Raw genomic sequence first — 12,806 nt, forward strand, 5'->3', positions numbered from 1 at the left:
CTTAATTCAACCTTTTGAATCCGCTGTGACAGACATCAGTTTCTAATAAATTTTTAATTTTTTTATTTCCCAGTTCACACTCTTTGATAATCTCAAAAATCGGTTCTAATTTCTCAAAATATTCATTTACAATATCCTTTGTATGTGCAATGGAAGCATAAAAAACATTAGAAGCTAAAAATCCTTTTTTTAGCATCTCTTGTGTAATATAGGTTTTATATTCTAATGCATCACTGCTCTCTATCATAAATCCACCCAACGGTTTAATACCCCAAGTATTTATTTCTAACTCATATTTTAATGCTAAATCTTTCCATCTTGTTGTAACATCTGAACCAATCTTGCTAATCTTCTCCCAAGATTTTTCTTTTTCCATAATTTCAAGTGTTTTTAGTGCTGCTGTTGGACCAATTCTTTCTGTCCAAAAAGTACTGCTTATAAAAGTATCTTGTGTGGCTGTCATTATTTCTTTTTTACCGATACAAGCTGAAATAGCATAACCATTTCCAAGAGCTTTTGCAAAAACTGCCATATCAGGTTCAACACCAAAATTTTTATGAAGCCCTCCATAGCTCTCCCTGAATCCTGAAGTACACTCATCAAAAATCAAAACAATATTATGTTTAGTTGCTAAAGCTCTCACTTTATGTAAAAAACTGTCATTAGGACCTTCATTTCGTGAAACTTCCATTTTAATAGCTGCAATCTCATTTTGATTTTCTAAAATGATTTTTTCTAAACTTTCAATATCATTATAATTAAAAGGTAATGTTGTTCCGACCAATCCTCTTGGAACTCCACTAGGTTTTAACCCTGGAAGGAGATGTCCATCCAGGTTCTTATCACTGCTAAGATTTGTAGAAAGGTACCAGTCATGCCAGCCATGATACCCGCAAATAGCTATTTTATCTCTACCTGTAGCACTTCTTGCTATCCTAATAGCTATTGAATTTATTTCACCACCTGCTCGTGCAAATCTTACCATATCTGCCCAAGGATGAAGATTTATGAGTTTTTCTGCCAAATAAACCTCTTCAGGACAATTAAAAGTGGACATATTACTTTTATAAGTTACTTCTCTTACAGCTTCATCAACTTCATCATTTGCGTATCCCAAAGTATTTGTTCCAATACCCATAATAGACATATCTATATATTTTTTATCATCTAAATCCCAAACTTCACACCCTTTTGCTTTGCTGTAATATGCGGGCCATAGGTCAGGTAAAAACATCTCTGGTCTTTTTGAAAGAAGTTGTGTTCCTCCTGGAATATACCGTTTTGCTTTTTTGTATAATTTTTGAGATTTACCCATTTTTTTGATCCTCTTGTAATGATTTTAAATAGCCCTCATTACGATTAATTTCACTATTGAGTTCTAAAATATCTAAATTATGTTCCAGAAATAAAATCATTTCTTCAAATGTAAAATCATTTGTTTTGAAATGATTATAAATTTTCTCTATAACTGTAAAATCACTTGGTTCGTCTACTGTTAAACGCCAATTATTATAAATAATATCTTTTTTTAAATCCATAACCTTGAATTTACCGCTATTCCTAATATAAGGTGTTACATGCTCTTTTTGAGATATTTTAGTTGCTTCATAATATGCTTGTTTTAATGTTTTAAAAGTAAAAACTTCAGCATCAAGTCCATCTGGATAGATTGGTTTTACACAATTTGCCATATAATCACAATCAGCTATTAAAAAAGCATCTATTAATTCATCTATAATCTTAGCATCATGTACAGGACAATCTCCTGTTAGCCTGACAATAATATCGCTATCTTTTAAATCTAACTCATTACAGCATTTATAAAATCTCTCTAAAACATTATTTTTTGAACCACGATAAACTGAATATCCAAATAATTGAACTGTTTTTGCCAATTCATCATCGTTTTTTTCCAAACTCGTTAACAATATTAATTTATCTATTAATTTAGATTTATCTGTTCTTTGCAACTGATGAATAATCATAGGTATACCCAAAAGAGGTTTCAATACTTTTTTAGGTAATCTAGTAGAATCTGTTCTTGCTTGTAAAAGTGCAACAATTTTTCTATTCATTGCATATTCCATCTACTTGGATTAATTATATTTTCTGGAATATTTGAAAAAGCTCTGTTTATATTGTTTAAAATTTCTTCCTTTAATTTAGGTAATTTACTGTAAGTTTCTATATTTTCTTTTGCCTGAGTTAAGCTGTCACATCCAAATAAAACAACAGCATCATCTGCTATACTTTCTACATATGCCATTGCAAAGTCTGCTATAGACAAATCCAGTGTTTCTCGCATACTATTCATCTGCTTTAAATACCCCTTAGCTTCCATAAGTGTCCCTGTTAATTTTTCTATCTCCATAAAAAAAAGACCCTGGAGAAATACAGAACGAATAAAAATCAATTTGTTAGCCTCTTTTGCTTTTTGAAACCAACTATTATTATTTGCCCTTTGATCAAACAGATTAAAAGGAATTTGAATAATTTCTATTGAAGTATTCTCTATTGCCAAATCAAATTCTTCATTGGTATAAATAGAAACGCCAAAGTGATTAATTAGATTATACTTTTTTAATCTATCAACTTTATCTCGATATTCATCTCTCCATCGAAAAAGTAACTCCCCATCATGTAGCATAAAACCAAATAACTTTGAATAACCTAATCTATCCAGTGAGCGAAACAGTATCTTTTCCACATCTGAAAGAAAAATATCTGATTTTACTTTTGAAACAATGTGACAACTTTTTTTTTGATTTAATGCTTTGCCTAAAACGATTTCACTATCTCCATAAGCAACAGCTGTATCAAAACAATTAATACCACTTTGTGTTACAAATCCAACAATATCATTCACCTCATCTTGTTTCGGTTTACCACTACTGTTTGAAATACCATAATTCAGTCCAAATTGAACTGTACCTAAAGAGAGTTTGGAAATTTCATTCCCATTGAAATTTATATATTTCATTTTAACATCTCAAACAAATTCTCTATAATATATTCTTGTTCATCATCACTCAGTTTAGGAAACATTGGTAAAGAGAAACACTCTTTGTAATAGTTATCCATATTAGGCGTGTATTCATCTCCATAACCTAAACTTTGATAATAAGGTTGCTTATTAATGGGCATATAATGCAACTGAATACCAATATTTTTTTCTCTAAGCCTATGAAACAATTCTTCTTTTGAAAGAGTAAGTTTTGAGAAATCAACTTGCACTACATAGAGGTGATACGATGACTTGCCATCAAAAAAATAAAGAGGCTTGATAATACTCTCTTTAAAAGCTTCGTCATACCTTTTTACTATCTCTGTTCGCCGTTCTATAAAGCTATCTAGTTTATTAAGTTGAGAAAGACCTAATGCACACTGCATATCGCTAATACGGTAGTTAAATCCAAGTTCCCGCATCTCATATTCCCAAGGTTTCATATCGGGGGTTTTAACCATTCCGTGACCTCGCAATGTAAGCATCTTTGCATAAAGCTCTTTTGAATTTGTAGTAATCGCTCCACCTTCAGCCGTAGTCAAATGCTTCACAGGATGAAAAGAGAAGATAGAAACATCAGAGTTTGTACAACTCCCTGCTTTGATGCCATTATACACGGCTCCAATAGCATGAGCATTGTCTTCTAAAATTCTAATACTGTAGGTATCTTTTAGATATTTCAACTTCTCTTGATTGACCATGCGACCTGAAAAGGAAACAGCATATATGGCTTTGATAGAACTGTCTTTTTTAAGCTCCTCTTCACACAGATCCAAATCAATATTCCCGTCTTTTGCAATATCGACAAAAATTGGTTTAGCCCCTGCATACAAAATAGCATTGGAAGTAGCCAAAAATGAGTTTGGTGTAGTTAAAACTTTTTCATCCTTATTTAATAAAACCAATGAAGCCAAATGTAAAGCAGCGGTACCATTAGCAACAGCAATACAATATTTCGCTCCACAATAATTACTAAGAGCCTTTTCAAATACTTTTACTACCGGACCCGTTGTTAAATAGTCTGATTTTAATACATCTACGACAGCATCAATATCATCTTGCTCTATAAATTGTTTACCATAAGGAATAAATTGTTTCATCTTATAAACTTTGTTCCATTGCTAAAAACTCTTTTTTACTTATCCATTGTGTATTGTTTAATGAGTTATACTCAAATCCTATACCTATATCTTTACCTTCCTCACCCAAAGCATTAGCTGTATAATCAACATGATGGTTAAATTGAATTGTTGGAGTAATAACATAATAGGTTTTATATTCGACTACCCTGTCATCAGCTGTTATCATCACCTCATGCATCTTCTCTCCCGGTCGAATACCTATAATCTTATGTGGCAAATTTGGAGCTAAGGCTTTGGCTAAATCAGTCATCTTCATTGAAGGAATTTTAGGAATAAATATCTCTCCTCCATGCATTCTCTCAAAATTATTTAAAACAAACTGTACACCATCTTTAAGGGTAATTAAAAATCTTGTCATATCGGCATCGGTTATAGGTAATTCAGATGCACCTGTCTCAATAAGATTTTTAAAAAAAGGAACAACTGAACCCCGACTTCCAACAACATTCCCATAACGAACTACTGCAAATCTTGTTTTTCGTTTTCCTACTATATTATTTGCAGCTATAAAAAGTTTATCAGACGCCAGTTTAGTTGCTCCATAAAGATTAATTGGACTCGATGCCTTATCCGTAGAAAGTGCTATTACTTTTTCAACCTCATTTTTAATAGCAGCATTTATCACATTTTGAGCACCATCAATATTTGTTTTAATACACTCTGTTGGATTATATTCAGCTGCAGGAACATGCTTTAAAGCAGCCGCATGAATAACATAATCAACACCATCCATAGCATATTCAACACGCTGTGCATCGCGAACATCCCCTATAAAATACCTCATGCAATCATCATTAAAAGATTGTGCCATTTCATACTGTTTTAATTCATCACGACTAAAAATAATTATTTTGTTAGGTTTGTACTTTGCAAGTATCATTTCTGTATACTTTTTCCCGAAACTACCTGTTCCGCCTGTGATTAATATATTTTTATTGTTAAACATTTTGTTCCTTTGTTCTCATAATATTAAATTACATATTTGTATAGTTTACTAAGAGTTTTTCGTATTTTTTATAAGAGCAGTACTCAGTATATCTAAAATTTGAATTGTAGTAAAAAATTTATTTCTTATTATCTTAAAAGGTGAAAAATTTTCTGTTAGTATTACATAATCTGTTTTTTCTATTGCTATTGTCATAGACTGTTTCCAACTCTCTTTGCAGTTCTTCATACTCAGCTTTTTTTCTGGCGATAAACTTTTTTGTAAGGTCTATTTTGGTTTTTATGCCATCTTCTGTCAAGAGGTATTTGTACTGGTTTTTATGTTTGTTAGCGAAAAAGTTTTCGGCTTTTACCAAGCCTTTTTCTATGAGGGCTTTAAGAACATAGTTTACTTTTCCTACACTGTATCCCAATTCATCAGCCAAAGATTTTTGACTTCTTGAGCTTTCTATCTTTCTAAGTACATTCAGTATCAATTCATCATTTTGCAATACGGTATTCCTAAAATTCAATTTTTGAATTATAATCTTTTTTTACTTATATAGTTATAAAATGTTCTCTTTCATTTCAATTTTTCTGGAATCTGTACTTTCTATGCTAAAACAAACTACAGAAAAAACTAAATTTTTTTCTGTAGTGCCGACTGTTGTTTTTGTCATGCCACTCCCAGCCCACCCTAAAGGATGGGTTCCAAAAACAATAGCTTCCCGGAATCGGTACTTCAGTGCCGACTAACAATTCCAGGTTACAAAAATACCCATTACTATTAAAAGCACACACAATATTCTGACAATTAACAATAAAATTAGCTAAATAATATTTTTTTATGTACACTGTATTCAAATCAAAAAAAGGATTTCCATGAAATTTTTAGCTATATTAGCCATAAGTACTACACTGCTTTTTAGTGCAGTAGATATAAACAATGCAAGTAAATCAGAGTTGACAACACTAAGCGGCATCGGTGCGAAAAAAGCTGAAGCAGTTTTAGCCTACAGAACAAATCACTGTTTTAAAAATGTAGATGATTTAACAGCAGTCAAAGGTATAAGTACTAAAACTGTAGAAAAAAACAGAGCTAATTTAACAGTCGGAAAGTGTAAAAAATAACTTAATTCTTAGATTAAGAATATTGGCTAACAAACCATACAGTCTCAGCTGTTTGAACTTTTTTGCCACTCTCGCCCGCACTAAAAGTACGGGTTCCCAAATACTGTGGAATCGCTACTTTAGTGCCGACTATTTCCAAATTTTACTAAAATCAAACGGCAGTTCTTTGTTGCATTCATCAATTTTAAATGTCACAATCCCATCGCTAATATCACACATTTTTATATATTTGCCATTTTGAAGCTGGTACACTTTTGCATTTTCTTCTTGAGGATCAACCATGATGTAGTAGTTCACACCCTCTTTTTCATACAAATCATATTTTACGCCTCTGTCTTTTTTGGCAGTTGCCTTGGACAATACTTCAAAAATAATTTTTGGCGCCTGTGTAATATAAGCATCATTTTTGGGTTCATGGCATATCACACTGTTGTCTGGCTGAACAACAGTATCTTCTGCAATTTTCCAATCAACAGGAAGCAAAACCTGACATTTTGGACAGTCTTGAAAAATACTTTTCAATTCCCATCCAATATTATTACTTATTTTCTGATGTTTAATCATAGGAGCAGGAGACATAGCGTACGGATACCCAGCTATCAGTTCCCACTTTCCATCCCATAATTTATAATCATCATACGTATATCGTGGTATTTCTTCTACTTTTAAAGCACCCATAATAAATCCTTGTAAAATTATTGTTCATTATAACAAAGTTTTACTTTTTATTTGAATGAGATATTGATAATATTTATTTTGTAATGATGTTCATGAGGTGGTGGCCTGTCTCGGAATCGAACCAAGGACACAGTGATTTTCAGTCACTTGCTCTACCGACTGAGCTAACAGGCCTTTGTGAAAGAGTTGGAATTATAGTCATACTTAACTGAATAGTTGCTTAGTATGAAGCTCTTCAGCGGTTTTTTTCTTTTTTCTTTGTCCCAACAGCTTTTGTATAGTTTTTTTAAAACAATATTTCTGTATTTATCCAGATCTTTTGTAAATACACACTGGCATTATCTTCTACATATTTACCGTTGCTTACCAACTTTCTTGCTACTATCTCAGCCTACCCTGCAGGATGTGACATTCGGAATCGCTACTTTCTATATTAAAACATGACTTGTGAGAAAAAAACTTGATGTTTTCTTGGAACCTAGGTTTTAACCTAGGCTTTAATCTTGAAAAACACAAAGCCCGCACTGAAGTACGGGTTCCGAAAAAGCCGCTTAACTTAATGGCATTGCCTAAAGGATAGATTCCAAAAACTGCACATCTCTCGGAATCGGTACTTCAGTGCCGACTGTTTCCAAATATCGGTAAAATCAAACGGCAGTTCTTTGTTGCATCCATCTATTTTAAATACTACAACCCCGTCACTTACATCACACATTTTTATATATTTGCTGTTTTGAAGCTTATACACTTTTGCATTTTTTTCCTGCAGGTCAACTGTGATGTAGTATTTTATGCCTCTGTCTTTTTTGTTGCTCTAAAATTTTTCCATCTAACTCATACTGAATTAAAAGCCTTTTTTCTTCACTATTACATGTAAGCAGCAGTTTTTTGAGCACTTTTATTCTGTATACATCCATATTTTTTCGAAACCCGAGTTGTGCATCATGCCCGGCATATTTTATAATAAGTGTTTCATCTATAAGCCCTATTTTATGCTTACATGTAATACGAAGCCACAGGTCATAATCTTCACAAACTGCCAAATGCTCATCAAAAAGTCCTACTGTTTCGAGTAAACTTTTATGAAGTATTACGGATGAAGGAGCAATATTACAATATGACAAATTTTCTAAAAAAGCATCTTTTCCTATTTTTCTATATTTTTTAGGTATTTTTACCGTAATTCCGTTTCTCACCCATTTTTCATGCGTATAACTCATTAAAATATCCAGATTATGTGTATGAAAATCTACTTGTTTTTGCAGCTTTTGAGGGCAGAATTCATCATCTGAGTCCAAAAAAGCTATCCATTCGCTTTTGGCGATTTCTATGCCTTTGTTCCGTGCAGCAGAAACTCCACTGTTTTTTTGATAAATGTATATAATGTTTGGAAAATCATTTTGTATGTTACATGTAGTATCGGTAGAACCGTCATCTATCACTATAATTTCTTTTGGTGTGTATGTTTGAGCGAGTACTGATTTTATGGCTCTTTTTAAAAGTTTGTATCGGTTATATGTTGGAATGATTACCGATATGTCCATTTTTCACTCTCCTGCCACTCTCGCCCGCACTGAAGTCATAAGTATCTACACAACTCAAAAAAGCAAAGAAAGCGGAATAGATATTGCATAAGATTTTAAAAAACAAGAGAGTTTATGCAATGGAAGAGCGTTTAAAAAAAAAGATATATGAGACTGGTAAAAAGTCATATGAATCATAAACAACACAGTACCAATGGATTAAACCTGCTACAAAAGACTGAAGGATTTTCACAAGCACAAAGTGCTTGGAGATTTTACAATAATGAGCATGTAGATATAGAGTCACTCAATGAGCCAATGCTTACAAGAGGGATTAAAACTATTAATAAAAGCAGTGATGAATATATACTTGTAGCCCATGACTGGTCACTCATAAATTATAAAAACCATACGGCAAAAACAGATTGTATACGAAAACGCAGAAGCAATGTAAATAATGCTTCATCAAGAGGATATGAGTTGCAAAGTTCCCTTGCAATTGAGAGCAGCAGCGGCAAACCAATCCTTCCCTTGGTACAGAACCTAAAGACACAAGATAAAGTGCTCTCAAGCTATAATCCTACAATGAAGAGTCATCTTACCCATCTCGGTGAATTAACACAAAGAATAGCTTATATCAATCAATCCCTCAACATACAAAAGAAAATTGTACATGTAATTGACAGAGAAGCAGACAGTGCGGGGTTTTTCAGAGGACTGCAAAAAGAGGATTTATATATAGTACGAGCATTAGACAATGTCAAAGTCAGGTATGAAGATGAAGATATTACCCAAAAAGAGTTGTCCAAAAAAATGGATAAAGGCAAATATGTAAAAACTATACAGTATCAAAATAAAAAAGTAAAAATTTATGTTAATACGGTAGATATACTTATAACAAGAGACAGCTATCAAAAGACAGATACGCCACAAGGTAAAACAATAAAACAAAAAGTAAAAGGCAAGCCAATAAAAAACAGATTTATAGTCCAAAGACTCATAGATGAGAAGAACAATACAGTTGCTACCTGGCTTCTGTTAAGCAATCTTCCAAAAGATGTTGATATAACAAGGATAGGATTGTGGTATTATTACAGATGGAATATAGAAACGTATTTTAAACTGTTAAAAAGCTCAGGGTTTAATTTGGAAAAATGGCAGCAAGAGAGTGCACAGGCTATATTTAAACGCTTGTTTGTTGCCTCTTATGCCTGTTTGCTTGTATGGGAAATTGAACATACAAATAGTAAAAACATGCTGGCAATTAGAAAGTTTTTAGTTCGATTAAGCGGGAGATTGGTAGCAAGAAAGAAGATATCTACCTCTCCGGCTCTGTTAGCAGGTTTATGGAACTTCTTCTCTGCTATGGATATGCTTGAACTTTATGATATTGAAGAACTCCATAGCATTAAAAAAGAACTCAATGACTTTATGCAGATGGAGTTTTAAGTTGTGTAGATACTTATGACTGAAGTACGAGTTCCCAAATAACTGCATATTCTTCGGAATCGGTACTTTAGTGCCGACCAGTTTACCAGACCTTTATCTCATTATACACACTGTCACGCTCAACAGGAATAAAGCCAGAATTTGTTATCAATCCCGTAAATTCTTTCACATCCACCCCATTGGCACTCGCGGCTCCTGCTGCAGAGTTGATGGACTCTTTTTCTATCGTCCCATCCAAATCATTTGCCCCGAATTCCTGTGCGACAAGTGCAAGATTCACAGTCGATGTCACCCAGTACGCTTTTAAATTCGGCACATTGTCAAGAACCAGCCTTGCAATGGCATAGGTTTTGAGTATTTCATTTGCCGTAATCGGTTTGTCAATATTAAGGTAATTATTTTCTGTCTGATAGACAAGCGGTATAAAAGCGTTAAACCCACCCGTTATATCTTGCAACTCACGAATTCGCATCATATGATCTATACGGTTTGCACGAGATTCTACATGTCCAAAAAGCATAGTAACATTAGATTTTTTCCCGCGTTCATGCCATTTACGATGAATTTCAAACCATTGATCTGATGTCACTTTGCCTTTACAGATGTAATCTCTGACCTTTTCATCAAAAATCTCCGCACCGCCGCCGGGCATAGAATCTACACCGTTTTCTACCATCAAATCAAGCACTTCATCATATGTAAGTCCATGATGACGAGACAAGAAGTCCACTTCTGCAGCAGTCAATGCCTTTACATGTAAGGCTGGATACTTCTCTTTGATTTTTTTAAAAATACCCAAATACCAATCGAGCGTTACATTAGGATTATGGGCAGAAACTATGTGAACCTCTTTTGCATCATGTGCCACTATGTTGTCGACTATATTCATAATTTCTTCATGGCTCATTGTATACTGGTTAGGATTTTTGCGTGTTGCCGAATAGGCGCAAAATTTACAAACATCTGCACAGACGTTTGTAGGGTTTATATGCCGGTTAATATTAAAATATGTCTTTTTACCGTGTAATTCCTGACGCTTTGCATCGGCAAGTTCACCAAGTTCAAAAAGGTCTCTTTCATAAAGTTTTATTGCATCTTCAAAATTTATTCTGTTATTCATTCTTTTACCTGTTTTTTTAGCGCTTGCAGCCCACTCCAAGAATGGCTCCGGAATCGGTACTTCAGTGCCGACTGTTACTACTTTTTTGTCACTCCCGCCCACCCTAAAGGATGGGTTCCGAAAAATAATGACTCCTCGGAATCGGTACTTCAGTGCCGACTTTACTTCTTTAAAGTCCGGGGGCTTTCCACATTGAAGTCGTGATATTATCATCAACTAGCTTTAATTGCACTTCATACGCTTTTTGCCATCTTTCTTTTAACTTTGCATAAACTTCTTTATTCTTCTCGTTGGGCATATATTTTTTATCCCAGACCACCAACTCTTTTGCCGCTTCTGCTAAACTTTTATAAACACCGACACCTACACCTGCTGCCATTGCCGCACCAAGTGCGGTTGCCTCGGTCACTTTTGGAATCTTCACCACACAGCCCGTTACATCCGCTAGAATCTGTGCCCACAGTTTTCCTTTGCTTGCCCCGCCTGCAAAGACAATCTCTTTTATTTTTATACCGCTGAATACCTCTATATTTTGCAAATTAATGCTTGAAACAATGGCAGCATTTTCCTCCAAACTCCGAAACATTGAGATATGATTATATTTCTCGGCATCAAGTCCGAGATTTAAAAAACTCGGCGCGGCATGGTACCACTTGCCGTATTTCATCACATCTGAAAATATCGGTAAAATATCATAAGAACCTGCGGGAATTTTCTGTGCTTTTTCTTCTAAAACTTCATAAACATCTTTACCACACAGACTTGCCTCTTCTTTTTCCGTCTGACAAAAAGCGTCGCGAAACCAGCGCATAACAAGCCCAGAAAAAAATGTTATGCCCTCCGCCTGAGAAAGCCCTTCTATAACATGCGGATTGACGCGTATACTCATATCTTTTGGTGGTTTGACACTGCTTGGAATATTGACCACCTGTTGCCAAAAACTTCCACCCAAAATTGCCACATCACCCTCTTTGACAACCCCGAGTCCGGCAGAACCAAGTTGCACATCTCCTCCGCCCATCACAACTTTCGTCAAGGGGCTCAATCCTGTTTCATCTGCAACTTTTTCACTTACATTGCCAAGAATCGTTCCCGTTTCCAGCACAGGAGGAAATATCTCCTCTTTTATACCGACTTTTTGTGCCATCTCTTTTTCCCAGCTGCGCGAAGCAAGAGAAAAAATTCCTGTAGTGCCGCCGTTACTTGGGTCAACGGCTATTACTCCGCTCAAACGTGCCAAAATCCAATCACCTATCATAGAAATATTTGCCACTTTTTCATAGATTTTTGGTCTCTTGTTTTTAAGCCACAGCAAACGGGGCAAAGCGCCAAGAGCAAAGGTCTGTCCGCTTTTTTGGTAAAACTCTTCTTCGATTTCAGGAAATTTTTCTTTTAAATATTTTACTTCTTTTGAAGCACGGGCATCAACATTAGCAACGCCCCAGAGTTCCTTGCCGTTCTTGTCATACAGGACAATTCCCTCACGCATACTTGTAGCACTGAGTGCCAAAATATCTGCAGGATTAATCTTTGATTTTGCAATAACATTTTTGATACAGTTACATGTAAGCAGCCAGTTCTTTTCAAAATCAAAAGCCATGGAGTTTGCTACACCCTCTTCTTCTAAATGTGTCCATTCTTTTTGCTCTGCGGCAATTTGCTTCCCCTGCGTATCAAAAAGTACAGCACGAATACTTCCTGTACCTGCATCTATTGCTAAAAGATATGCCATATTTTTCCTTTTCATTAACTTTCCTACCACGCTTGCCCGCACTGAAGTACGGGTTCCAAAATGCAGTGACTCCTCGGAATCGGTACTTCAGTGCCGACTCTTT

13 protein-coding genes and 1 tRNA gene are annotated in these 12,806 nt (G+C 34.7%); 2 read left to right on the forward strand and 12 right to left on the reverse strand.

Features of this window, described 5'->3' with window-relative positions; all coding sequences use genetic code 11:
• Nucleotide 1: 1 nt before the first annotated feature.
• The 6 genes from ETP70_RS12460 to ETP70_RS08100 form a co-directional block, all read right to left on the reverse strand.
• Nucleotides 2-1,315 carry an aminotransferase class III-fold pyridoxal phosphate-dependent enzyme gene (locus ETP70_RS12460; RefSeq protein ID WP_223176095.1) on the reverse strand — a complete coding sequence of 438 codons (1,314 nt, stop codon included), beginning with the start codon at nucleotides 1,313-1,315 and terminating at the stop codon, nucleotides 2-4.
• On the reverse strand, nucleotides 1,308-2,075 hold the full coding sequence (locus ETP70_RS12465; RefSeq protein WP_223176096.1) for a cytidylyltransferase domain-containing protein: 768 nt from the start codon (nucleotides 2,073-2,075) through the stop codon (nucleotides 1,308-1,310). Before ETP70_RS12465 ends, ETP70_RS12460 begins: the two co-directional genes overlap by 8 nt.
• Nucleotides 2,072-2,980, reverse strand: a complete 909-nt coding sequence (locus ETP70_RS08085) for an aldo/keto reductase (protein ID WP_151900712.1) — start codon at nucleotides 2,978-2,980, stop codon at nucleotides 2,072-2,074. The genes ETP70_RS12465 and ETP70_RS08085 overlap by 4 nt, the downstream gene beginning before the upstream one ends.
• Nucleotides 2,977-4,104: a UDP-4-amino-4,6-dideoxy-N-acetyl-beta-L-altrosamine transaminase gene (gene pseC / locus ETP70_RS08090; protein ID WP_151900713.1), complete on the reverse strand. Its 1,128-nt coding sequence runs from the start codon at nucleotides 4,102-4,104 to the stop codon at nucleotides 2,977-2,979. The genes ETP70_RS08085 and pseC overlap by 4 nt, the downstream gene beginning before the upstream one ends.
• Before the next feature lies 1 nt (nucleotide 4,105).
• On the reverse strand, nucleotides 4,106-5,092 hold the full coding sequence (gene pseB / locus ETP70_RS08095; protein ID WP_151900714.1) for a UDP-N-acetylglucosamine 4,6-dehydratase (inverting): 987 nt from the start codon (nucleotides 5,090-5,092) through the stop codon (nucleotides 4,106-4,108).
• A 133-nt stretch (nucleotides 5,093-5,225) separates the two neighbouring features.
• Nucleotides 5,226-5,582 (reverse strand): MarR family EPS-associated transcriptional regulator, encoded by a 357-nt coding sequence (locus ETP70_RS08100; protein ID WP_151900715.1) that lies wholly within the window; start codon nucleotides 5,580-5,582, stop codon nucleotides 5,226-5,228.
• A 370-nt stretch (nucleotides 5,583-5,952) separates the two neighbouring features.
• Here ETP70_RS08100 and ETP70_RS08105 point away from each other — a divergent pair, with 370 nt between their 5' ends.
• Nucleotides 5,953-6,201 (forward strand): ComEA family DNA-binding protein, encoded by a 249-nt coding sequence (locus ETP70_RS08105; RefSeq protein WP_151900716.1) that lies wholly within the window; start codon nucleotides 5,953-5,955, stop codon nucleotides 6,199-6,201.
• Nucleotides 6,202-6,330: 129 nt separating this feature from the next.
• Here ETP70_RS08105 and ETP70_RS08110 read toward each other — a convergent pair whose 3' ends face one another.
• The 4 genes from ETP70_RS08110 to ETP70_RS08125 form a co-directional block, all read right to left on the reverse strand.
• Nucleotides 6,331-6,879 carry a Uma2 family endonuclease gene (locus ETP70_RS08110; RefSeq protein ID WP_151900717.1) on the reverse strand — a complete coding sequence of 183 codons (549 nt, stop codon included), beginning with the start codon at nucleotides 6,877-6,879 and terminating at the stop codon, nucleotides 6,331-6,333.
• A gap of 98 nt (nucleotides 6,880-6,977) precedes the next feature.
• Nucleotides 6,978-7,053, reverse strand: a tRNA-Phe gene (locus ETP70_RS08115).
• Between the two features lie 382 nt (nucleotides 7,054-7,435).
• Nucleotides 7,436-7,627, reverse strand: a complete 192-nt coding sequence (locus tag ETP70_RS08120; protein WP_151900718.1) for a hypothetical protein — start codon at nucleotides 7,625-7,627, stop codon at nucleotides 7,436-7,438.
• Nucleotides 7,628-7,649: 22 nt separating this feature from the next.
• Nucleotides 7,650-8,423 (reverse strand): glycosyltransferase family 2 protein, encoded by a 774-nt coding sequence (locus ETP70_RS08125; RefSeq protein ID WP_151900719.1) that lies wholly within the window; start codon nucleotides 8,421-8,423, stop codon nucleotides 7,650-7,652.
• Nucleotides 8,424-8,591: 168 nt separating this feature from the next.
• Here ETP70_RS08125 and ETP70_RS08130 point away from each other — a divergent pair, with 168 nt between their 5' ends.
• On the forward strand, nucleotides 8,592-9,851 hold the full coding sequence (locus tag ETP70_RS08130) for a transposase (protein WP_188109950.1): 1,260 nt from the start codon (nucleotides 8,592-8,594) through the stop codon (nucleotides 9,849-9,851).
• Nucleotides 9,852-9,933: 82 nt separating this feature from the next.
• Here ETP70_RS08130 and mqnE read toward each other — a convergent pair whose 3' ends face one another.
• Both mqnE and lsrK read right to left on the reverse strand, forming a co-directional pair.
• Entirely contained in the window at nucleotides 9,934-10,971 is a 1,038-nt protein-coding gene (gene mqnE / locus ETP70_RS08135) for an aminofutalosine synthase MqnE (protein WP_151900720.1), read from the reverse strand.
• Between the two features lie 169 nt (nucleotides 10,972-11,140).
• Nucleotides 11,141-12,703 carry an autoinducer-2 kinase gene (gene lsrK, locus ETP70_RS08140; RefSeq protein ID WP_151900721.1) on the reverse strand — a complete coding sequence of 521 codons (1,563 nt, stop codon included), beginning with the start codon at nucleotides 12,701-12,703 and terminating at the stop codon, nucleotides 11,141-11,143.
• Between the last annotated feature and the right edge of the window lie 103 nt (nucleotides 12,704-12,806).

This window comes from Sulfurimonas hydrogeniphila (genome assembly GCF_009068765.1).
GTDB lineage: Bacteria > Campylobacterota > Campylobacteria > Campylobacterales > Sulfurimonadaceae > Sulfurimonas > Sulfurimonas hydrogeniphila.

Bases quoted from the DNA above. Each gene is read 5' to 3' on its own strand.
- ETP70_RS12460 (WP_223176095.1), bottom strand. From the start codon at position 1,315: ATGGGTAAATCTCAAAAATTATACAAAAAAGCAAAACGGTATATTCCA.
- ETP70_RS12465 (WP_223176096.1), bottom strand. From the start codon at position 2,075: ATGAATAGAAAAATTGTTGCACTTTTACAAGCAAGAACAGATTCTACT.
- ETP70_RS08085 (WP_151900712.1), bottom strand. From the start codon at position 2,980: ATGAAATATATAAATTTCAATGGGAATGAAATTTCCAAACTCTCTTTA.
- pseC (WP_151900713.1), bottom strand. From the start codon at position 4,104: ATGAAACAATTTATTCCTTATGGTAAACAATTTATAGAGCAAGATGAT.
- pseB (WP_151900714.1), bottom strand. From the start codon at position 5,092: ATGTTTAACAATAAAAATATATTAATCACAGGCGGAACAGGTAGTTTC.
- ETP70_RS08105 (WP_151900716.1), top strand. From the start codon at position 5,953: ATGAAATTTTTAGCTATATTAGCCATAAGTACTACACTGCTTTTTAGT.
- ETP70_RS08110 (WP_151900717.1), bottom strand. From the start codon at position 6,879: ATGGGTGCTTTAAAAGTAGAAGAAATACCACGATATACGTATGATGAT.
- ETP70_RS08125 (WP_151900719.1), bottom strand. From the start codon at position 8,423: ATGGACATATCGGTAATCATTCCAACATATAACCGATACAAACTTTTA.
- ETP70_RS08130 (WP_188109950.1), top strand. From the start codon at position 8,592: ATGAATCATAAACAACACAGTACCAATGGATTAAACCTGCTACAAAAG.
- mqnE (WP_151900720.1), bottom strand. From the start codon at position 10,971: ATGAATAACAGAATAAATTTTGAAGATGCAATAAAACTTTATGAAAGA.
- lsrK (WP_151900721.1), bottom strand. From the start codon at position 12,703: ATGGCATATCTTTTAGCAATAGATGCAGGTACAGGAAGTATTCGTGCT.